Here is a 21956-nt window from a genome sequence, read left to right as displayed (position 1 = left end):
CGAAGCGGACGCGGAGACCCGAGGATGACGAAGCTGAGAGGCTTCGGCCAATCCCCAGCGTCTGCGCTGAAGCCTGCAACCTTTTCAGAAACCCTATGTCGAGAGATTGCTCTCAGTGATCCTCGTCGATCTCGTCGTGCAAAAGGCCGAGGATGCGGCGCTTGAGCGCGATGAAGTCGGGTTCGAGGATCACGTCCATCGAACGCGGCCGCGGGATGTCGACCTTGATCTCGGCCTTGATCTTGCCGGGCCGGGCCGTCATCACCAGAACGCGGTCGCCGAGCACCAGCGCCTCGTCGATATCGTGGGTGACGAAGAGCACCGTCTTCTGCTGCCGCTCCCAGACGCGCAGGAGCAGCTTCTGCATGGTGCCGCGCGTCTGGCTGTCGAGCGCGCCGAACGGCTCGTCCATCAGCAGCACGGCCGGGTCGTTGGCGAGCGCGCGCGCGATCGCCACGCGCTGCTTCATGCCGCCCGAGAGCTGCGCCGGGTAATGGTCGGCAAAGGGCGCGAGGCCGACCTCGTTGAGATACTGGTCGACGATCTGCCTGCGCTGCTCCGCCGGCAGCCCCTTGCGCTTCGGTCCATATTCGATGTTGGCGCGCACCGTGAGCCAGGGAAACAAGGTGTAGCTCTGGAACACCATGCCTCTGTCGGGGCCGGGTTCGATCACTTCCCTGCCGTCGACCTTGATGCTGCCGGAAGTTACATCGTTGAGGCCGGCCGCGAGATAGAGCAGGCTGGATTTGCCGCATCCCGAAGGGCCGACGATGACGCAGAATTCGTTCTTGGCGACCTTCAGCGACACATCGTCCAGCGCCAGCACGCCGTTGGCGTCGCCGTAGCGCAGCGTCACGTCCTCGATGGCCATCGTGGTGCCGGCCGGCCGCGGATCGCCGGCTGTATGGGCCGTGCCGGCCGGATTGTTCGCTTTGACGGTTTCGGTCATCACTACCCTTGATCCGGCTACAGTTTGCGAGGTTGCGTTCAAGATCAAGGTGCCCATGGCGCGACCCTTGCCCGGAGAATGCGGAATGCCGTGTCGGTGATGAGGCCGAGAAGCCCGATCGCGGCGATCGCCATGAAGATCACATCGACCTGAAAGCCGCGCATCGCCTTGAGGCTGATATAGCCAAGGCCGCTCGAGGCGGCGACCAGCTCGGCCACGACGAGATAGGTCCAGGCCCAGCCCATGGTGACGCGAAGCGTGTCGAGGATGGAGGGAAGTGCTGCGGGGAAAATGACATGCCACACCGCTTCACTCCGCTTGGTGCCCAATGTGTAGGAGGCATTGACCAGATCCCTGGAGACGCTGCGCGCGCAGTCGGAGATCATCACCAGCTGCTGGAAGAAGGTGCCGAAGAAGATGACCGCTATGCGCTGCTCGATGCCGATGCCGATCCACAGGATGAACAGCGGCACGAAGGAGGTGACGGGCAGGTAGCGGATGAAGTTGACCAGCGGCTCCAGCGGCGCCTGCACCGCCCGGTAGGTGCCCATCCACAGCCCCAGCGGCACCGCGATCACCGAAGACACGATGAAGCCCAGGATCACCACCTTGGCACTGGTCAAGGTGTGGTAGAACAGGCTGCCGTCGAGCGACATGCGATAGGTCGTCTGCAGCACTGTTCCAGGCGTCGGCAGGAACATGTTCGGCACGACGCGGCCGTAGGACAGCAATGCCCAGCCGCCGATCACGACAACCCACATCGCCAGGGCGAGCGTGGTTGCCGTGCTGGCGGGAATGTTGGCGAATGGGGTCGTCAGGCGCGTCCACGCCGTCCGCCTCTGAGCCATGAGATGGCCTCCGTAGATTTAAGCGCGAAACGGGAGCGTTCGAGAAAAACGAGGTCGGCCTGTCAGGCCGACCCCCGCTGATCTCGAAGGCTCACTGTTCCTTGATGTAGTCGGTGTCGAGGATGGTCTTCGCGTCGATCGTCATCTTGAGCTTGCCGGCCTTGCCCCAGATGTCCTGCGCGAAATTCACAAGGTCGGACGCCTCGCTCTTTTCCGGCGTGCCGAAGAATTCCAGGTTGCGGGCGCGGTCGTAGTAGCGCACGCCCTGGGCGCCGGCCGCGAAATCCTCGGGCTTTTCGAGATAGCCGCCGATGCCCTTGGCCATGATCTCATAGGCCTTTTCCGGGTTGGCCTTGATGTAGTCGACCGCCTTGTAATAGCCCTTGATAAGGGCCTTCACATCCTCGGGATGCTTCTCGATCAGGTCGCATTTAAGCGCGATGACATCGACGATCAGGCCCGGCGTCGTCGTGGAATCGATCAGCACCTTGCCCTTGCCGCCCTTGCGGACTTCGGTGAGGTGCGGCTCCCAGGTCACGGCGGCGGGAACCTGGCCGGCGATGAAGGCGGTCGCGGCATCGTCCGCGGTCATGTTGGTGACGCTGACATCGTCCTCGGTCATGCCTTCCTTCTTGAGCAGCACGTTGAACCAGAATTCGGAAACGGAGCCCTCGTTCAAGGCGACGGGCTGGCCCTTCAGATCCTTGAGCGACTTGACGTCGGCCTGCGTGACGACGCCATCGCCGCCGTGACTGTCGTCGAGCGCCACGACATATTTGAAGCAGAGCTCGTCGGAACGGTACTTCATCAGCTCGTCGACGGTGGAGGCGGCGCCGTCGAGGTCACCGCCGGCCACCGCCGCCATGTAAAGCGCCGACTCTTCGATCACTTTCAGGTCGACGTCGACGCCGGCCTCCTTGAAGTAACCGAGGTCGCGGGCAAGAAACAGCGGTCCGTAACCCACCCAGGTGGTCATGCCGAGGCGAATGGCGCCGGCGTCGGCGGGCACGGCGAGCCCCAGGCCGAGCAGGCCCGCGCCGACCGCGGTCATCAGGCAATTGTGGAATGTCTTCATTGTCGTGGTTCCCCATGGCTGTTGCCGGCATCGGCCCAATCAAGTGGCCTATGCCAGGCGGTGTTCGGCAGCCGCTCTCTTGTTATGCGTCGCCTCCCAGGCGAGCCTTGCGTGTTCTTAGGCCCCGCAAGAGAGCATCCGGGCCGCATCGCCAAAAGAAGTCTTTTTCTGTCCTTTGCTTCGCCGAAACCGAAGCAGCGGGCCGTTGCTCGTCGACGAGCTCTATGGGCGGGGTTGGCGACCACGGTTCCGATGGCGCGTCGGGAGACCGGATAGCGGGCGGCTTTGGCCGCCGTCTCGGCCTGACTGTCGAGGTTAGCGAACTGCCATCACGCGCGGCGTTGGCGGGTTTGTTAACGAGGCTCGGCCTATGGAATTTTCCAGGCAGCATCGAGAGTTCCGAGCATTCACGCTCGCAGCCGCGGCATTCCGCATGAAACCGAAACCTTCTTCAGCCGGATCGAACCTGGCGCAGCTGACAAGCTTGCGGTTTTTCGCCGCTCTTTACGTGCTCGCCTATCATTCGGCGGACATCGACGGAGCGCCGTCACCGATCGCCAATCTTGTGCGGAACGGCTATCTCGGCGTCTCGTTTTTCTTGCTGCTGTCCGGCTTCATCCTCACCCATTCCTACTTCGACAAGATGTCTGACTGGCACGAGGTTCGACGGTTCGCCATTGCGAGATTTTCCAGAATTTATCCGGTCTATCTCCTTGCCCTCGCCGTGGCTCTGCCGCTGACAAGCCTGCCTTTCGATCACCCGCTTGCATCGCTGGCGACACTTGGCCTTGTTCAGACCTGGGGCGCACCAACGTCAATGCTCGGATTCTTCTGGAATCCTCCGGGTTGGACACTATCGATCGAGCTCTTTTTCTATCTTATGTTCCCGTTGCTGCTCACTGTCCTTTCAAGGCTTAGGACTGGAGCCCTGTGGACCAGCCTGGCGGTTCTGGTGCCGATTTTCATGGTCATGTGCCTGCCGGGTTTGGGACCGACCGGCTACATCGCGTTCGGCTGGATGGAACTGGTGCCTCTCCCGCTGCTGCGGCTGCCCGAATTTATGACCGGCATCGTCTGCGCTCTGCTGCTCAGGGTCGGCGCGTTCGATCGCTTCCGCGGCGATCTGGCCGCCACTCTGGCCGTGGCGTTCACGCTAGCCACGCTTGTCGTGACATGTACGCCGACGACAGGGAGTTTCGCGGCAATCGGCTTTGTTGCCTTAATTGCGACATGCGCCGTGAATGACGGCAAGATCCGACGCGCGCTGTCGTACAAGCCGCTCGTGCTGCTGGGCAATGCAAGCTATGCCCGCTACATCCTGCAAATTCCGGTTCGGAAATGCATTCCGGTGATATTCGCCGGAGAATGGGATTGGGTCGGGAGCCTTCTGTATCAGCCTTTGCTGATCGCCATCTCGGTCGTCGTCTTCATTGCGGTGGAGGAACCTGCCCGCAAGCTCCTGCGCTCCTCGATTCCGCGGCGGGCGAGCCCTTCCGTCGCATGATTCAAGCCGCATGCAACGGCCTGGATCAGGCGCAAGGCGGACATCGGCAAAGCTTCGACCCGCTCATGCTTTGACGGGCCCAAGCGGCGCGGCCGGTCTCATGCCTTCGACATCGTCGAGCGAAGAAGAGCCTGCATGTGCTCCGGCAGGTCGAGCTCGCCGCGCGCCTCGATCTCCAAAAGATACCCGGCCTTGGCCAGCCGATCGACTTCCCTGACCGCGGGATAGGCGCAGATGGCCAGCAGCGCCCTTTCCTCTTCTCGACTGGCCTGATCGTAGTCGCGGCTGCCGCCACCCATTTCACGAACAGCCTTGCCGATCGCGGCGTAGGACGTCATGTGCGCCTCAATCAATGCCCGCAGTTTTTTGGTCGGCGCCCGGTCACGGCGCGGTCCCTCGGTGGCCCAAACCGTTGCCGCCGCCGTCGAGGCGAAGACAGCGGCGCCGGAGCGAAGCAGCAAGGCGCGGCGGTTGATCCTGGTCGTGGCGGTCTCTCCTCTTCGTTGAATGCGGCGACTTCGCATGTCGCGGAGCTCATCGGCCTCATAACACGGCGGCCCGCGCATTCATGTCAGGATGGATGACCCACGGACGGGCAAGGGCCGAAAGTCTGGCTCCCTCAGTTCGACAAAGAGGTTCCGATACGACTTGCCTATTTGGTATGCTGGTATAACATGTAGATGGTATGGTGTCCTTGGGAGGACGCCCATGCTTGAATGACAGCCGACCATGTTGGCCGGCGTTTTTGGGAGGAGACATCAATGAAGTTTGCAATCGTGGCGGCGCTCGCGGGCGCCGCGCTGGGGAGCGTTTCGGCTCTGCCGGCAATGGCGTCCCAGGACGCGCCGGTCATCGCGCTCGCCAATGCCTATTACGGCAACACCTGGCGGCACCAGATGGTGGAAGCGTTCGAGGCTTCGGCCAAGGAGGCGAAGGCCGCGGGCCAGATTGCCGACTACATCGTGATGAACGGCGACGGCTCGGTCGCGCAGCAAAACAGCCAGATTGCCGAACTCATCCTGAAGAAGGTCGATGTGCTCGCCGTCGACGCTGCCTCGGAGACCGCCGTCAACGGCATCATCGAGAAGGCCTGCAAGGCGGGCATCATCGTCATTTCGTTCGACTCGGTCGCATCGGCGCCGTGCAACTATCAGCTCAATTTCGATTTCAAGGGCTACAAGGCCGCCCAGGCCGAAGCCGTCTTCAAGATGCTCGGCGGCAAGGGCAACGTCATCCAGGTGCGCGGCGTGAAGGGCTCGGCGCCCGACAACGACATGTTCAACGCGCAGCAGTCGGTGCTGGCCAAATATCCCGACATCAAGGTGGTCGCGACCGTCTACGGCCAGGCGACCGCCTCGGTCGCGCAGGCGGCGATCGCCAATGTGCTGCCCTCGCTGCCGCATGTCGATGCGGTGCTCGGCCAGGGCGGCAGCGACGATGTCGGCATCGCCCAGGCCTTCGTTCAATATGGTGGCGACTACAAGGACAAGATGCCGGTCATCGAAGGCGGCGGCGGCACCGATTTCGTCAAATGGTGGGCCGATGAGAACGCCAAGAACGGCTACCAGACGGTATCGATGAACACCACGCCGGGCATCGGCGGCGCTGCCTTCTGGCTCGGCCTGTCGCTGCTCAAGGGCGCCAAGGCGCCCAAGCTGATGATCATGCCGGTGGCCACCGTCGATGCCGGCAACCTCAAGGACTACGCGAAGCTGCCGGGCGGCCAGATCATCAGCCCGAGCTATTCGCTCGACTGGGTCAAGCAGAACCTGCTCAGCAAGTAAAGGGACCTGCTGGATCGGGCGTCGCCTCGCGGCGCGCCCGTTCCTTGCCGTCGAACAAAACGGAGGACGAATGTCCCAGCTTGCCGTTGCCGATCAGGAGGTCGCCATGGCCGTGAAGCCTGCCGCTCCTGCCCGGCCAAGTGTCGTCTCGCTCAGCGGCATCACCAAAAGCTTCGGGCCGACGCTTGCCAATGCGGGGATCGACCTCTCCGTCCGCGCCGGCGACGTGATCGGGCTCGTCGGCGGCAACGGCGCCGGGAAATCGACGCTGATGCGCATCCTGTGCGGCGCGATGTGGCCGACGCTCGGCGCGATCTCCTTTGCCGGCGAGGAAGTGGCGTTCGCAGCCTACGACACCGGCGAAGCGCAGCGGCGCGGCATCCGCATGGTGCACCAGGAGCTGTCGCTGTGCGCCAACCTGTCCGTCGCCGAGAACTTTTTCCTGGAAACGCCCGGCGACTCGGCAAGCCAGCCGGGCTGGCGCGCGCTCTACCGCACCCGCGCCCGCGCGGCGCTCGACGCCGTCTTCCCGGGCAACGGCATCGATGCCGACACCGAGGTCGGACACCTGACCATCGCCGAGCGGCAGATGGTGGAGATCGCGCGCGCCGCGGCGACGCCCGGCGTCAAGCTCATCGTGCTCGACGAGCCGACATCGTCGCTCGATCTCGACCGCTCGAAGCAGCTGCGGGCTTTCATCCGCGAACGGACGAAGGCAGGGCTTGCCTTCATCTTCATCAGTCACAAGCTGCAGGAAATCATCGACATCGCGACCGAGGTGGTGGTGCTGCGCAACGGCCGCACCGCCTGGCAGGGCCACGCCGCGGACGCCTCGATCGGCAAGCTGGTGCAACTGATGGGCGGCGACGCCAATCCGGTCCACCAGCACGCCGTTGCCACCGCTTCCTCCCAGGACGTGCTGGTGCGGCTCTCCGGACCGCTGACGGCTGCGCTCGGCCGCGACATCGACATCGTACGCGGCGAGATCGTGGGGCTGGCCGGCCTCGAGGGCAGCGGGCAGAAGGAATTGCTGCACGCTATCTTCAGCCCCGACCGAAAGCGGCATGCGGGCGTTTCCAGGCGGGCGGAGGCAGGCTTCATCGCCGGCGACCGGCAGAAGGAAGGCGTGTTCCCGCTGTGGAGCGTGCTTTCCAACATCAGCATCGGCGCGCTTGCCCGCCGCTCCGCGCTCGGGCTGGTTTCCGATCGCGCCAATCGCGACACGGCAACCGGCGCCGCCGGCAAGCTGCGGCTCGACGACAAGCGCTTCCAGTCCAACATCACCGAGCTCAGCGGCGGCAACCAGCAGAAGGCGCTGGTGGCACGGGCGCTGGTCGCCGACACGCCGGTCATCCTGCTCGACGATCCGACACGCGGCGTCGACATCGCCACCAAGCAGGATTTCTACCGGCTCTGCAACGAGGTCGCGCGCGGCGGCCGCGCGCTGGTCTGGCATACGACCGAGGACGCGGAACTGCTTGCCTGCGACCGCGTGCTGGTCTTTTCCGGCGGCCGGATCGTCAAGGAGCTGGCAGGCGAGGCGATCACCGAACAGGCCATCGTCGGCGCCTCCTTCGCGCAATCGGCGGACGGCCAGGCGAGCGCCGCCGGCAAGCGGACGGCCCTGGCCGGGTTTGGGCGCAAGCTGGTCAATGCAGCACCCTTCATCGGACTGGCCACGGTGCTCGCCATCATGGTCGCGATCAACCCGGCAGTCGCCTCCACCTTCGGCCTCGACCTGCTGTTGATGCCGGCGCTGTCGCTGGTGCTGGTCACCGCGGCGCAGATGTTCATTGTCGGCGGCAGCGAGATCGACCTCGGCGTCGGAGCCTTCGCCGGACTGGTCAGCGTGCTCAGCGCCACGTTGCTCTACGACCAGCCATCGCTCGGCGCGCTGGCGCTGGTGGCCGCGCTCGCCGCCTATGCGGGACTCGGCGGCGTCATCCAGGCGCGAAAGATCCCGGCCATTGTCGTCACGCTGGGCGCATCCTTCATCTGGGTCGGCATCGGCTACGCGCTGCAGCCGACGCCGGGCGGCGCCAGTCCGGACTGGCTGACCGCCCTCTTCGGCTGGTCGATCGGCTTCATGCCGACGTCGATCATCATGATCGTGGCCGTAGCGCTGATCGTGCTCGCCGTCGACCGGCTGCCGCTCGGCGTGGTGCTGCGCGGCTTCGGCAACAATCCGGCCGCGATGATCCGTTCGGGTTGGTCGCCGACGCGCTACGCGCTGGTGCGCTATCTCATCGCCGGCCTGTTCGCGGGCGCCGCCGGCCTGTCGCTGACGGCCATCAACACCGCGAGCGATATAAACTCCGGCAATTCCTACACCTTGCTCAGCGTCGCCGCCGTGGTGATGGGCGGCTGCTCGCTGCTCGGCGGCATCATCTCGCCGGTCGGCGCGGTCGCCGGTGCTGTGACGCTGTCGCTGATCGGCGCGCTTCTGGGCACGCTCAGCGTCAGCAGCGACTACAACGCCGCCACGCAAGGCCTGATCCTGATCGCCCTTTTGACGCTGCGAAGCTTGACCGCCGACCGCAGGAGCGAGCTATGAGCGCATTCGCCAGCTTCGGCGCCTGGGCGCAAAGGAACCGCTGGATCTGGGCGGCGATCGGCGTGCTGATCCTGTGGCTGGTGCTCTCCGTCGTCACCAATCGCTTCAGCCTGTCCAGCCTGTCCGGCGTGATGCTGTCGGCCTCCTTCCTGACGGTGGTCGGCGTCGGCCAGATGTTCGTGGTGACGACCGGGCGCGGCAACATCGACCTGTCGGTCGCTTCGGTGATCACGCTCAGCGCCTTCGTGGCGCTGCTCACCGTCAAGGGCCAGGACGCGAACCTCGCGATCGGCGTGATCGCCGCCGTCGTGCTCGGCCTTGCTGTGGGCGCGCTCAATTCGCTGCTCATCGTCGGCCTCGGCATTCCGGCGATCATCGCGACGCTGGCGACCGGCTATGTACTGGCGACCGCCACGCTGCTGTCAAACAAGGCGATCCCGGGTTTCGCCGTCAGCCCGGCGTTGAAGGACCTTGCGACCGGCCGCATCTCTGGCGTGCCGATCATGGCCGTCATCGCCATCATCGGCGTCGCCGCAACCTCCTTCGTGCTGCGCTACACCGTGTTCGGGCAACTCCTGTCGGCGGTCGGCCAGAACCGCACCGCGGCGCGGCTCGCCGGCATCCGCAACGGCCCGGTGATCGCGTCCGCCTTCGTCATCTCCTCGGTGCTGGCCTCGCTCGACGGGTTGCTGCTCGGCGCCTATATCGGCGGCGCCTTCCTCGAGATGGGCCAGCCCTATCTGTTGCAGTCGATTGCCGCCGTGGTGCTTGGCGGAACACTGATCTTCGGCGGCTCGGCGACCGCGCTCGGCACGCTCTTCGCCAGCATCCTGCTCATCCTCATCGTCACCACCATGCAGATCATCGGCCTGCCGCCGGGCGTCCAGGACATCGTGCAGGGCATCGTCGTCATCTTCGTGCTGGCGCTGGCCGGGCGCCAGGCATTGGCACGGCGTGCGTCTGTCGATCTTGCGGACGGCGACAAGGACGCGACCGCGAAGACGGAAGCGGGCGCGGCGACGGTCCTGCCGAAATGACGCGAAACTAAATCAACGATTCCTCTTGCCAAAATTTGGTAGAGTGATCATACCAGTATACAAGATGACGATCGGCAACACCGGCGTCTGAACATTGGGAGCAGGTTAGATGACAACGATTGCGCTGTTCGGTGCCGGGGGCAAAATGGGCTACCGCCTGTCGACCAATTTTCGCGGCTCGCCCTACACCATCCGCCATGTCGAGATCAGCGAGGCGGGCAAGGAGCGGCTGAAAACCGGGCTCGGCATCGACACGCTCGGCGTCGACGAAGCGCTTGCGGGCGCCGAAGTGGTGATCCTGGCGGTTCCCGACACGCATATCGGCAAGGTCGCGGCAGGCATCGAAAGCAAGTTGGCAGCGGGAACGATGGTGATCGTGCTCGATGCGGCGGCGCCTTTTGCCGGTCATCTGCCGAAGCGGCCGGACCTGACCTACTTTGTCACGCATCCATGCCATCCGCCGATCTTCAACGACGAGACCGACATGGCGGCCAAGAAGGACTTCTTCGGCGGCGTCAAGGCCAAGCAGCATTTCGTCAGCGCGCTGATGCAGGGACCGGAGGAAGACTACGCAAAGGGCGAGCAGATCGCCCAGATCATCTGGGCGCCGGTGATGCGCTCGCATCGCGTCACCGTCGAGCAGATGGCGCTGCTCGAGCCCGGTCTCTCGGAGACGGTCTGTGCGTCTCTGCTCGTCGTCATGAAAGAGGCGCTCGATGAGGTCGTGGCGCGCGGCGTCGACCGGCAGGCGGCGCTCGACTTCCTGCTTGGCCATATGAACGTGCTCGGCGCCGTCATCTTCGGCGAGACCAAGGGCGTGTTCTCGGACGCCTGCAACAAGGCGATCGAATTCGGCAAGCCGGTACTGATGCGCGACGACTGGAAGCGCGTCTTCGAGCCGGAAGAGATTGCCGCCAGCATCCAGCGCATCACCTGAGAGGGCGGACTCGGTTTCCCTTCTCCCCTTGTGGGAGAAGGTGGATCGGCGCGCAGCGCCGAGACGGATGAGGGGTGTTCCAGCGGAGTGAGACGTTGGCGTTCCCTGGAACACCCCTCATCCGTCGCCTTCGGCGACACCTTCTCCCACAAGGGGAGAAGGAGAAACCATCAACCGCTCAGGTACATATCATCTGAATTTGTGGTTGACTCATTATACCAGTTGGCTTTAGCTGTTCCCGGCTCGTTTTGATCGGATAGCCGAAGGCGGGCGCGGGAGAATGGCGGGGAAACGGCAGCGAGGATCGGTTCGGATGCAAGCCGGAAGGGCTTCCGCACTCCGAGCCGAGCTGCCTGCACCGCCGGACGATTTCAGATGCAGACAAATGGCCTCGGTCGTCCGGGGCAGGTTTTCAACGGGAGGACTTCATGAAACTCACTCGCAGAATGACGGTTGCGGCTTTCGCCGGCGTGCTCGCACTCGGCACCGCCATGCCGGCCTATGCGGCGGACCTCATCGCCATCATCACGCCCTCGCACGACAATCCGTTCTTCAAGGCGGAAGCCGTCGGTGCCGAGGCCAAGGCCAAGGAGCTCGGCTACGACACGCTGGTGCTGGTGCATGACGACGACGCCAACAAGCAGTCGGAGCTGATCGACACCGCAATCGGCCGTGGCGCCAAGGCGATCATCCTCGACAATGCCGGCGCCGACGCCACCGTCGCCGCCGTGCAGAAGGCCAAGGACGCCGGTGTCCCCTCCTTCCTGATCGACCGCGAGATCAACGCCACCGGCGTCGCGGTGGCGCAGATCGTCTCCAACAACTACCAGGGCGCCCAGCTCGGCGCGCAGGAATTCGTCAAGCTGATGGGCGAGAAGGGCAACTATGTCGAGCTGGTCGGCAAGGAGTCCGACACCAATGCCGGCATCCGCTCCAAGGGTTATCACGACGTCATCGACGACTATCCGGACCTGAAGAAGGTCGCGCAGCAGTCGGCCAACTGGAGCCAGACCGAGGCCTATTCCAAGATGGAGTCCATCCTGCAGGCCAATCCCGATATCAAGGGCGTGATCTCCGGCAACGACACGATGGCGATGGGCGCTTACGCGGCGCTTGCCGCCGCCGGCCGCAAGGACGTCATCGTCGTCGGCTTCGACGGCTCTAACGACGTGCGCGACTCCATCACCTCCGGCGGCATCAAGGCGACGGTGCTTCAGCCGGCCTTCGCCCAGGCGCAGATGGCCGTCGAACAGGCCAGCGACTTCATCAAGAACAAGAAGTCGCCCGAGAAGGAAAAGCAGCTGATGGACTGCGTCCTCGTCAATGGCGACAATGCTCCCAAGCTGGAGACCTTCGCGCTCAAGAACTGAGCCGGCGCGATATAAGCTGCGAGGGGCGAACGCGCGTTCGTCCCTCGCCTCCATTTCACTTTCCGGGCGCTTTCTGACGTCATGCCGAACAAGATGACTTGGCCGACCCTTGGGCTGACCCTTGCCGCGCTGGCGGGGCTCAGCCTCGGCGCTTGCAAGATCCTGCCGACGCCCTCGGCGCAGGGCAGCGACAGCGCCAACAATTCGGCCTTCAATCCCGACAGGAAAGTCGAGGAGATCTGGGCCCCGAAAGTCATCCCCTATCTACGACAGAAGGCGGGGCCGTTCGCCGAAGTCCACGCTCAAGCCAAGACCGATCAGGCCGCCGCCGGCGCCAAATACGGCAATCCGAAGAAGCAGGCGAATTCGCCATGGACCTTCGCCGTGCGCGTCGAAGGCAAGATCGTCGCCGCCAACACGCAGTCGCGCGCGGCGACCATCGATGTCGACGTCGATGGCGACGGCAAGGCGGATGCGCGGGTGCAGATCGGACCGGCGATGCGCGGCACCGCGCTGCGCGACAGTCTCGACTTCGTCCAGTTCAACGACTTCACCAACCAGATCGACTTCGCCCAGTTCGGCAAGGCCTTCAACGCCTATGCCGACAAGACGGTGCTGTCGAAACTGCCGCGCGACGGGCTCGAGGGCCGAACCGCGAAGGTGCTCGGCGCCTACACTATCGAAAGCGGCCAGGACCTGCCGCTGGTGACCCCGGCGGAGGCCGAGATCGGGCCGAAGCCATGAGTTCCTCGACAGGTCACGACGTCATCCTGAAGCTGGAGGACATCTCCAAGGTCTATGCCGGCACCGTGGCGGTCAAGCATGCGAATTTCGAGGTGCGCAAGGGCGCGGTCAACGTGCTGGTCGGCGAGAACGGCGCCGGCAAGTCGACGCTGATGAAGATCATCGCCGGCGTCGAGCGGCCGACCGCCGGGCGCATCCTGCTCGACGGCAACGAGGTGTCCTTCTCCTCCTCCGGCGACGCCGTTAACCGCGGCATCGGCATGGTGTTCCAGGAACTGAACCTGTTCGGAAATCTCTCGGTCGCCGAGAACATCTTCGCCACGCGCGAGATCACCAACGCCTTCCGCAAGATCGACCACAAGGCGCAGGAGCGGCGCGCCGCCGAATTCCTCGAACAGCTCGAAGCCGGTATCCGGCCGGATATGCTGGTCGAGGATCTGCGCATCGGCCAGCAGCAGCTGGTCGAGATCGCCAAGGCGGTATCGCTCGACGCGCGCATCCTGATCATGGACGAACCGACCTCGGCGCTGAGCGCGGCGGAGGTCGAGATCCTGTTCAAGGTCATCGCCGATCTCAAGGCGCGCGGCGTGGCGATCGTCTACATCTCGCACCGGCTGGAAGAGCTGATCCGCATCGGCGACTACATCACCGTGCTGCGCGACGGCCGCATCACCGGACAGGAGGAGATGCGAAACGTCGACACGCAATGGATCGTGCGGCAGATGATCGGCTCGGACGCCAAGGATTTCGCCAAGGCCGACGGCCATCAACCCGGCGACGAGGTCTTCCGCGCCGAAGGGATCTGCCTGCCGCGCGTCACCGGCGGACTGGCGGTCGACCACGTTTCGCTCTCCCTGCGCGCCGGCGAAATCCTCGGCATCTACGGGCTGATGGGCGCCGGACGCAGCGAGCTGTTCGACTGCATCATGGGCCGCCACGGCCAGGCGAGCGGCAGGATCTTCATCGAGGGGAAACAGGTCAAGGAGCGCGACACGGCGCGGCGCATCCAGCGCGGCCTGGCGCTGATCCCGGAAGACAGGCAGCGCGAGGGACTGGTGTCGATCCTGTCCGTCGCCAGCAATCTCACTTTGGCCAGCCTGTCGCGCTTCGTCAGCCTGTTCCACATCCGCGGCGGCGCCGAGCGCCAGGCCGTCACGCAGATGGTGCGGGAACTCTCGATCAAGGTCGCCGATCCGGCGCAGGAAGTGTCGTCGCTGTCGGGCGGCAACCAGCAGAAAGTGGTGATCGGCAAGGCGCTGCTCACCGGCCCGAAAGTGCTTTTGATGGACGAGCCGAGCCGCGGCATCGACGTCGGCGCCAAGGCCGACGTCTTCCGCACCATGCGCAAATTATCCCGCGACGGACTTGGCATCCTGTTCGCCACCTCGGACCTGGACGAGGTTATGGCGCTGTCCGACCGCATCGCGGTGATGAGCAACGGCAGACTGACCGGCATGTTCGATCGCGCCGAAGCAACCGAAGCGGCGATCGTCGCCGCATCTGCGCTCGGTCATGGACCCGCCCCGCACACGGAGACCAACGCCGCATGACTGACATTCCAGCCAAGGCGACTGCCTCCGTCCAATCCAGCGGCTCGCTGCTGCTGACGCTGATGAAGCTCAGGACCTTCATCGCGCTGATCGCCGTGCTGGTGTTCTTCTCGATCGCCGCGCCGAATTTCCTCTCGGCCGCCAATCTGATCCTGATGGCCAAGCACGTGGCGCTCAACGCCTTCCTCGCCATGGGCATGACCTTCGTCATCATCACCGGCGGCATCGACCTGTCGGTCGGCTCGATCGTCGGCCTGTGCGGCATGGTCGCCGGCTATCTCGTGCTCAACGGCATCGACCTGCAGATCGGCTACACCGTCTATTTCAACGTCGTCGAGATAGCGCTGATCACGCTTGCCGTCGGCATCCTGATCGGCGCGGTCAACGGATTGCTGATCACCCGGCTGAACGTCGCGCCCTTCATCGCCACGCTCGGCACGCTCTATGTCGCGCGCGGCCTTGCGCTGTTGTCGTCGGACGGGCGCACCTTCCCCAACCTCGTCGGTAAACCGGAGCTCGGCACCACCGGCTTCGGCTATCTCGGCGCCGGCAAGCTGCTCGGGCTGCCTGTCTCGATCTGGATCCTTGTCGTGGTGGCGCTGGGCGCCGCGTATCTGGCGCGCTACACCCCGCTCGGCCGCCATATCTTCGCCGTCGGCGGCAACGAGCGCGCGTCGCGGATTTCCGGCGTGCGGGTCAACATGGTGAAGATGTTCGTCTACATGTTCTCCGGTTTCTGCGCGGCGATCGTCGGCCTGATCATTTCGTCGGAGCTGATGGCTTCGCATCCGGCAACCGGCGAGAGTTTTGAGCTCAACGCCATCGCGGCCGCGGTGCTCGGCGGCACCTCGATGTCGGGCGGACGCGGCACGATCGGCGGCACCATCGTCGGCGCCTTCGTCATCGGCATCCTCTCCGACGGACTGGTGATGATGGGCGTGAGTTCGTTCTGGCAGATGGTGATCAAGGGTCTCGTCATCATCGTCGCGGTGGTGGTCGACCAGGCGCAACGCCGGCTCCAGAGCCGCGTGACGCTGATGCAGATGGCGAAGGCGGGCTGACCATGGCTGAGTTGTGTGGAGCGCTGATCGGCTGCGGCTTCTTCGCCGTCAACCAGATGCATGGCTGGCGCGACATCGACGGCGCCTCTATCGTCGCCATTTGCGACCGCGATCCCGAGCGCCTCAGGATCGTCGGCGACCAGTTCGGCATCGAACGGCGCTACAGCGACGCGGCGGCGATGTTCGCGAGCGAGGCACTCGATTTCGTCGATATCGCGACCACCGTCGGCAGTCATCGGCCGCTGGTCGAGATGGCCGCCGCCCGCCGCGTCCCGGTGATCTGCCAAAAACCGTTCGCGCCGACGCTTGCAGACGCCAAGGTCATGGTGAAAGCCTGCACTGAGGCCGGCGTGCCGCTGATGGTGCACGAGAATTTCCGATGGCAGTCGCCGATCCAGGCGGTGCGCGCCGTGCTCGACAGCGGCGAGATCGGCTCGCCTTTCTTCGGCCACATCTCCTTCCGCTCGGCCTATGACGTGTTTTCCGGCCAGCCTTACCTAGCTACGGGCAAGCGCTTCATCATCGAGGATCTCGGCATCCACATCCTCGACATCGCCCGCTTCCTGCTCGGCGACGTGTCGAGCCTCGCCGCCCGCACCAAGCGCGTCAATCCAGCGATCGCCGGTGAGGACGTGGCGACGATGCTGATGGACCATGAAGGCGGCGCAACGTCGGTGGTCGATTGCAGCTATGCGACGAAGCTCGCCGTCGAGCCGTTCCCGGAGACGCTGGTCGAGATCGACGGCTCAGACGGCACGCTCCGGCTGACGCAGGGCTACAAGCTCACGGTGACCGGCAGGAACGGCACGACGGTCAAAGACGTCTCGCCGCCCTTGCTCGCCTGGGCGTCGCGGCCGTGGCACAACATTCAGGAGAGCGTCGTGGCGATCCAGAAGCATTGGGTCGAGTGCCTGTCGAAAGGGATCGAACCGGCAACGTCGGGCGCCGACAATCTCAAGACCTTCGCCCTCGTCGAGGCCGCCTATGCCGGCGCCGAAGGCCTGGAACCGGTGCGGATCGGCGACCTGCTCAAATGACGGCCAATCCCTTCCTCCTTTACGGCACGCATGCGTTGGAGGCCGAACCGGTCCGGCTCAGCGCCGGTCCCCTCAGCGCCGATTTCGTCAACGGCAATCTGCGCGGCATCCGCCACGGCGGCATCGAGGTGCTGCGCGCCATCGCCTATATCGTGCGCGACCGCGACTGGGGCACGTACGAGCCGGCCCTGTCGGATCTGCTCATCGAACAGAGCGATGACCGTTTCTCCGTGAGCTATTCTGCAAGCTGCGATGGACCGGGCGGAAGCAGGCTCTGTTTTGACGCCAAGATCGAGGGTAGTGCCGACGGCCGTCTGACCTTCGATGTGAGCGCGCTGCCGGAAAGCGATTTCGAGACCAACCGCTGCGGCTTCTGCATCCTGCATCCGATTGCCGGGCTCGCCGGCAGCCCGGTCAAGGTCGAGCACACGGACGGCCGCGTGGTGGACACCAAGCTGCCACTGCTGATCGACCCCTGGCAGCCCTTCAAGGACATGCGCGCCATCACGCATCAGGTCCGGCCGGGCGTCATGGCGGAATGCCGGATGGATGGCGACACATTCGAGATGGAGGACCAGCGCAACTGGTCGGACGCCTCCTACAAGACCTATGTGCGACCGCTGGCATTGCCATGGCCCTATGTGCTGCCCGGCGGACAAACCAACCGCCAGACGATCACCCTGCGCATAACTGGCGGCTCAAAGGTGACTGCCGCGGTAACCGGCGCCGAACCGGTGCGCATCGAACCCGGCGAGCCCGGGGCGAAGCTGCCCGATATCGGCGTGGTCATTTATCCGGAAGATGTCGAGGCGGCTTTGGCCAACCTTGCGCTGCTCACGAAGCTTCGCCCGCAGCAGCTTCTCCTCCATTACGACCCGACGCGCGGCCATGGCCTGGACGCCTTGCAGGCTCATGTCGAACTCGCCGCTGCATTCCCCGTCAAGACGACGCTCGAATGCGTGGTCGCCTGCTCCGGTGATCTTGACGCCGAACTCTCCGGCGTCGCCGACATGGTGCGCCGAGCCGGCTTGCGGCTCGACGCCGTCGCGGTCTCGCCTTCGGTGGACCGGCAGTCAACGCCGCCCGGCAGTGCCTGGCCCGCCTGTCCGTCGCTCGAGGATGTCTATGCCGCCGCCCGGCGCGCCTTCCCCGGCATCCGCCTCGGCGGCGGTATGTTCAGCTATTTCACCGAGCTCAACCGCAAGCGCGTTCCCGCAGGCCAGCTCGATTTCATCACCCATTGCACCTGCCCGATCGTGCATGCGGCCGACGATCTCAGCGTCATGCAATCGCTGGAGGCGCTGCCTTTCATCACCCAGTCGACACGGGCGATCTTCGGAACGAAGCCATACCGCATCGGTCCTTCGACCATCGCCATGCGGCAGAACCCCTATGGCGGCGCGACCAAGGACAATCCGCAGGGACAGCGCATCGCCATGGCGAACAGCGATCCGCGTCACAACGGCCAGTTTGCCGCCGCCTGGACGATCGGTTATGCCGCGCGCGTGGCGCCGGCCGGGCTTGAGATGCTCACGCTGTCAAGTTTCACCGGGCCGTTCGGCTTGCTTGCGGCCGGCGGCGAGCCGATTGCCGAAGGCGAGCCACGACCGCTTTTCCAGGCCATCAAGGCGCTCTGTGATCTGGCCGGGCTCGTGCATGTCGCCGCCACAACGAGCGACGAGACGCGGATTGCGGCGCTGGCCGGCCGCTCGGCCTCCGGCGAGACAATCCTGTGGCTGGCGAACCTGACGGCGGACGATGTCCTGGTCGACGCATCGGCGTTTGGCCAGGGCAATCTTGTGATGTCGCCCTACGCCATTACCCGGATCGGCTGAACGAGGCTATTTCTCCGAGGTCATCACATAGAGGGCGCGCGAGCGCTCGAGGTGCTTGATCATCGCCTTCTCGGCGCCCTCGGCGTCCTTCTTCTCGATGCGGCCGATGATCTCTTCGTGCTCGGTCAGCGTGAACTTTTCCTTGCCGGTCCAGATCAGCATCTCGGTGTGATATTCTTTTAGCCAGCCGAGCATCGCTTCGCTGACCGCGACATAGATCGGATTGCCCGAGATCGCCGCGATCTGGGTATGGAAGCGCATGTCGGCGGAAATGAAGGCCTCGGCATCGCCGCGCGCGGCGCGCTGCTCGGCGACGGTTGCTTTCAGCCGCTGCACGTCCTCGAGCGTCGCCTTCTCGGCGGCTTCCCTGACCATGCCGCGCTCGAAGAAGATTCGCGCGCTCTTCAAATGCTCCAGCGTGTCCTTCGACGACGACAGGATGATCTTGGCCGCGCCGTCGACCTGCTTGATGATCGATTTGGCGGTGAGTTGCAGCACCTTGGCCCGCTCGCCATGCGAGATGGCAACCAGACCCATATTGCTCAGCGCCTGCATGGCTTCGCGGATGGCCGGCCGGCCGACCTCGAAGCGCTCCATCAGCTCGCGCTCGGACGGCATGTCGTCGCCCGGCTGCAATTCGCCGCTGGTGATCAGCCGCTTCAGCCTGGCAAAGACTTCATCGGAAAGCTTGCGCCGGACGATCGGTTCCGAACGGTTCATCGCCGCGAATCACTCCTTTGGCCCAGATCCAATCTAGCACCGCGGCCGCAAATTCCGGAATGCCCGTCGTCCCCTCGCATGGCGCGTCACCGGGCAGGATATTGCTTGCAATGCTTATGTACTCATTATACCAGATTGCAAGCGTAGGGAATTCTTTTCCTGCCTTTTCGACTGGGTATTGCCGGCCATGATCACCCTCACCTATCGCATCGAGACCTCGGGGAGCATCGAGGCGCTGGCGGCCAAGATCGCCAGCGACCAGTCGACCGGCACCTTCGTCGCGTTGCCCGGGGAAACCGAGGAGCTGAAGGCACGGGTAGCGGCGCGCGTGCTGGCGATCCGGCATTTGCCGGACGCGGCGCAGCCTTCGATACCCGAGGCCGGCAGCGGCCCCTTCAGGCGCGCCGATGTCGACATCGCCTTTCCGTTCGACGCCATCGGCACCGACCTGGCGGCGCTGATGACGATCGCCATCGGCGGCACCTATTCGATCAGGGGCCTGTCGGGCATCCGCATCGTCGACATGAAGCTGCCGGAGGAATTCAGGGGCGCCCATCCCGGTCCGCAATTCGGCGTCGCCGGCAGCCGCAGGCTGACCGGCGTCGAAGGCCGTCCGATCATCGGCACCATCGTCAAACCGGCGCTGGGCCTCCGACCGCATGAGACGGCCGAGATGGTGGGCGAACTGATCCGGGCCGGCGTCGACTTCATCAAGGACGACGAGAAGCTGATGAGCCCGGCCTATTCGCCGCTGTCGGAACGGGTCAAGGCGATCATGCCGCTGATCCACGATCATGAGCAGAAGACCGGCAAGAAGGTGATGTACGCCTTCGGCATCTCGCACGCCGATCCCGACGAGTTGATGCGCAACCACGACCTGGTGCTCGAAGCCGGCGGCAATTGCGCCGTCATCAACATAAACTCCGTCGGCTTCGGCGGCATGGCCTTCCTCAGGAAACGATCCGGCCTGGTGCTGCACGCGCACCGCAACGGCTGGGACATTTTAACCCGTCATCCGGGCCTTGGCATGGATTTCAGGGTCTGGCAGCAGTTCTGGCGACTGCTCGGCGTCGACCAGTTCCAGATCAACGGCATCGCCTCGAAATACTGGGAACCGGACGACTCCTTCATCCGCTCCTTCGAAGCGGTGACGACGCCGCTGTTTTCGCCTCAGGATTGCGCGCTGCCGGTGGCAGGCTCCGGCCAGTGGGGTGGACAGGCGCCGGAGACCTATCAACGTACCGGCCGAACGGTCGACCTCCTTTACCTCTGCGGCGGCGGCATCGTCAGCCATCCGGATGGCCCGGGCGCCGGCGTGCGCGCCGTGCAGCAGGCCTGGCAGGCGGCGGTCGAAGGCATCCCGCTGGCTGACTTCGCCAGGAGCCATGTCGAGCTGGCGCGCTCGATCGAGAAATTCGCCGACGGCAAGGCGGCCTGAGCATGCAGGACCTGCTCCTCAGCTATTATGGCGACGACCTCACCGGCTCGACCGACGTCATGGAAGCGCTGGAGCTCGGCGGTGTGCCGACCGTGCTTTTCATGCGCAAGCCGGATGCCGGTCTGCTGGCGCGTTTCGCGCATTGCCGCGCCGTCGGGCTCGCCGGCACCAGCCGCAGCGAGTCCCCGCAATGGATGGACACGCATCTGAAGGGCGCTTTCAGCTGGCTGAAAACGCTTGCAGCAGAGCTCTGCCACTACAAGGTCTGTTCGACCTTCGATTCCAGCCCGACGATCGGCAGCATCGGCCGGGCGATCGAGATCGGCCGCGCGGTGTTCGGGCAAGCCTGCGTGCCGCTGGTTGTCGGTGCGCCGCAGCTCAAGCGTTACACCGCCTTCGGCCATTTGTTCGCCGCCTATCGCGACAGATACTACCGCATCGACCGCCACCCGGTGATGAGCCGCCATCCTGCCACGCCGATGGATGAATCCGATCTGCTGGTGCATCTGTCACGGCAAACAGCCCTTCCGTCTGAATTGCTCGACCTGGCGACGCTGCGCTCACCAGACAGGGCCGCTGTCTTCGACAGGCTGTCCGCCGGCGCGGCGATCCTGCTTGTCGATGTCGACAGCCCCGAAAGCCAGGCGCTGGCAGGCAAGGAGATCTGGCGCGCCCGCAAGCCGGGCGGATATTTCGTCGTCGGTTCCTCCGGCATCGAATATGCGCTGCTGTCCGAATGGCAGGAGAATAAAGGGGCAGGCGCGAGCTTCCCGCCGCCCGGAGCGGCCGACCGCATCGCCGTGGTGTCGGGCAGTTGCTCGCCGACGACGGAACGGCAGATCCGCCATGCGATGAGCGACGGCTTCGACGGCATCGAGGTCGACCCGATCGAGCTGGTCTCGGAGCGTTCCGACACGGCAATCGCGCACGCGGCGGCGGCCGGCAAGGCCAGCCTCGAGGCCGGGCGCAGCGTCATCCTTTACACCGCGCTTGGCCCGGCCGCCGACCGCGGCGCCGAGATCGACCGCCAGGAAGGGGCCCGCCACAAGCTCGGCCGCGGCCTCGGCGAACTGCTTCGCGCATTGGCCATTGAGCAAAAGTTGAAGCGCGTGATCATCGCCGGGGGCGATACCTCCAGCCACGCGCTCGGCCAGATGGGCGTCGATGCGCTGACGGTGAGAATGCCGCTGCCGGCGTCGCCCGGCTCGCCGCTTTGCGTGGCCCATTCGAGCATCGCTGCGGTCGACGGGCTGGAGGTAGCGCTGAAGGGCGGGCAGGTTGGTACCGACCGCTATTTCTCCGCCATCCGTGACGGTCTCGGCGGTTGACAGCGCCATGCCGCCCTCACCCGCATCCGGAACTGACCAATGACACAGATACCTCACGTCTGGATCGGCACGAGCTGGAAGATGAACAAGACGCTTGCCGAGGCGCGTGCCTTCGCCGGCGGGCTGCTTGCCGAACCGGAAGGCGATCCGCGCATCCAGCGCTTCGTCATCCCGCCCTTCACCGC

At 64.7% G+C, this 21956-nt stretch carries 19 protein-coding genes; 14 read left to right on the top strand and 5 right to left on the bottom strand.

Going from position 1 to position 21956, the window contains the following annotated elements; all coding sequences use genetic code 11:
- Positions 1 to 112: 112 nt before the first annotated feature.
- From KVT37_RS28190 to KVT37_RS28180, 3 genes are all read right to left on the bottom strand, one after another.
- On the bottom strand, positions 113 to 871 hold the full coding sequence (locus tag KVT37_RS28190) for an ABC transporter ATP-binding protein (RefSeq protein ID WP_217578335.1): 759 nt from the start codon (positions 869 to 871) through the stop codon (positions 113 to 115).
- A 122-nt stretch (positions 872 to 993) separates the two neighbouring features.
- On the bottom strand, positions 994 to 1797 hold the full coding sequence (locus KVT37_RS28185; RefSeq protein WP_140640285.1) for an ABC transporter permease: 804 nt from the start codon (positions 1795 to 1797) through the stop codon (positions 994 to 996).
- 91 nt (positions 1798 to 1888) lie between these two features.
- Positions 1889 to 2872: an ABC transporter substrate-binding protein gene (locus tag KVT37_RS28180; RefSeq protein WP_217578291.1), complete on the bottom strand. Its 984-nt coding sequence runs from the start codon at positions 2870 to 2872 to the stop codon at positions 1889 to 1891.
- A 370-nt stretch (positions 2873 to 3242) separates the two neighbouring features.
- Here KVT37_RS28180 and KVT37_RS28175 point away from each other — a divergent pair, with 370 nt between their 5' ends.
- A complete protein-coding gene (locus KVT37_RS28175) occupies positions 3243 to 4376 on the top strand; it encodes an acyltransferase (RefSeq protein ID WP_217578290.1) in 1134 nt (377 codons plus the stop codon).
- Positions 4377 to 4474: 98 nt separating this feature from the next.
- On the opposite strand, the gene KVT37_RS28170 is transcribed toward KVT37_RS28175, so the two are convergent.
- Positions 4475 to 4900: a hypothetical protein gene (locus KVT37_RS28170; protein WP_217578289.1), complete on the bottom strand. Its 426-nt coding sequence runs from the start codon at positions 4898 to 4900 to the stop codon at positions 4475 to 4477.
- A gap of 237 nt (positions 4901 to 5137) precedes the next feature.
- Between KVT37_RS28170 and KVT37_RS28165 the strand changes: the two genes are divergently transcribed.
- The 10 genes from KVT37_RS28165 to KVT37_RS28120 all read left to right on the top strand — a co-directional run bounded on the left by KVT37_RS28165 (position 5138) and on the right by KVT37_RS28120 (position 18285).
- Positions 5138 to 6160, top strand: a complete 1023-nt coding sequence (locus tag KVT37_RS28165; RefSeq protein WP_217578288.1) for an ABC transporter substrate-binding protein — start codon at positions 5138 to 5140, stop codon at positions 6158 to 6160.
- A 70-nt stretch (positions 6161 to 6230) separates the two neighbouring features.
- A complete protein-coding gene (locus KVT37_RS28160; RefSeq protein WP_217578287.1) occupies positions 6231 to 8714 on the top strand; it encodes an ATP-binding cassette domain-containing protein in 2484 nt (827 codons plus the stop codon).
- Positions 8711 to 9751 carry an ABC transporter permease gene (locus KVT37_RS28155; protein ID WP_217578286.1) on the top strand — a complete coding sequence of 347 codons (1041 nt, stop codon included), beginning with the start codon at positions 8711 to 8713 and terminating at the stop codon, positions 9749 to 9751. Before KVT37_RS28160 ends, KVT37_RS28155 begins: the two co-directional genes overlap by 4 nt.
- A 109-nt stretch (positions 9752 to 9860) precedes the next feature.
- Positions 9861 to 10688: a phosphogluconate dehydrogenase C-terminal domain-containing protein gene (locus tag KVT37_RS28150; RefSeq protein ID WP_217578285.1), complete on the top strand. Its 828-nt coding sequence runs from the start codon at positions 9861 to 9863 to the stop codon at positions 10686 to 10688.
- 428 nt (positions 10689 to 11116) lie between these two features.
- On the top strand, positions 11117 to 12058 hold the full coding sequence (locus KVT37_RS28145) for a D-ribose ABC transporter substrate-binding protein (RefSeq protein WP_217578284.1): 942 nt from the start codon (positions 11117 to 11119) through the stop codon (positions 12056 to 12058).
- An 81-nt stretch (positions 12059 to 12139) separates the two neighbouring features.
- Positions 12140 to 12802, top strand: a complete 663-nt coding sequence (locus KVT37_RS28140; RefSeq protein WP_217578283.1) for a DUF2291 family protein — start codon at positions 12140 to 12142, stop codon at positions 12800 to 12802.
- A complete protein-coding gene (locus tag KVT37_RS28135; RefSeq protein ID WP_217578282.1) occupies positions 12799 to 14352 on the top strand; it encodes a sugar ABC transporter ATP-binding protein in 1554 nt (517 codons plus the stop codon). Before KVT37_RS28140 ends, KVT37_RS28135 begins: the two co-directional genes overlap by 4 nt.
- A complete protein-coding gene (locus KVT37_RS28130; RefSeq protein ID WP_217578281.1) occupies positions 14349 to 15413 on the top strand; it encodes an ABC transporter permease in 1065 nt (354 codons plus the stop codon). Before KVT37_RS28135 ends, KVT37_RS28130 begins: the two co-directional genes overlap by 4 nt.
- Positions 15414 to 15415: 2 nt before the next feature.
- Complete coding sequence (locus KVT37_RS28125) at positions 15416 to 16450, top strand: Gfo/Idh/MocA family protein (protein WP_217578280.1); 1035 nt, start codon at positions 15416 to 15418, stop codon at positions 16448 to 16450.
- The gene (locus KVT37_RS28120; protein WP_217578279.1) at positions 16447 to 18285 is read left to right on the top strand and encodes a hypothetical protein; all 1839 of its coding nucleotides are present in this window, start codon (positions 16447 to 16449) and stop codon (positions 18283 to 18285) included. Before KVT37_RS28125 ends, KVT37_RS28120 begins: the two co-directional genes overlap by 4 nt.
- 6 nt (positions 18286 to 18291) lie before the next feature.
- Here the strand turns inward: KVT37_RS28120 and KVT37_RS28115 are convergent, their stop codons facing one another.
- The gene (locus KVT37_RS28115) at positions 18292 to 19005 is read right to left on the bottom strand and encodes a transcriptional regulator NanR (protein WP_217578278.1); all 714 of its coding nucleotides are present in this window, start codon (positions 19003 to 19005) and stop codon (positions 18292 to 18294) included.
- A 187-nt stretch (positions 19006 to 19192) separates the two neighbouring features.
- Here KVT37_RS28115 and oiaX point away from each other — a divergent pair, with 187 nt between their 5' ends.
- The 3 genes from oiaX to KVT37_RS28100 form a co-directional block, all read left to right on the top strand.
- Complete coding sequence (gene oiaX, locus KVT37_RS28110) at positions 19193 to 20443, top strand: 3-oxo-isoapionate-4-phosphate decarboxylase OiaX (protein WP_217578277.1); 1251 nt, start codon at positions 19193 to 19195, stop codon at positions 20441 to 20443.
- Between the two features lie 2 nt (positions 20444 to 20445).
- A complete protein-coding gene (locus KVT37_RS28105; RefSeq protein ID WP_217578276.1) occupies positions 20446 to 21771 on the top strand; it encodes a four-carbon acid sugar kinase family protein in 1326 nt (441 codons plus the stop codon).
- Positions 21772 to 21810: 39 nt separating this feature from the next.
- A partial coding sequence (locus KVT37_RS28100; RefSeq protein ID WP_254634314.1) for a triose-phosphate isomerase occupies positions 21811 to 21956 on the top strand: 146 nt, incomplete at its 3' end.

Origin of the sequence: Mesorhizobium sp. GbtcB19 (assembly GCF_019091085.1) — a bacterium.
Lineage (GTDB): Bacteria > Pseudomonadota > Alphaproteobacteria > Rhizobiales > Rhizobiaceae > Mesorhizobium.
This window is presented reverse-complemented; position numbering and strand designations above follow the sequence as displayed.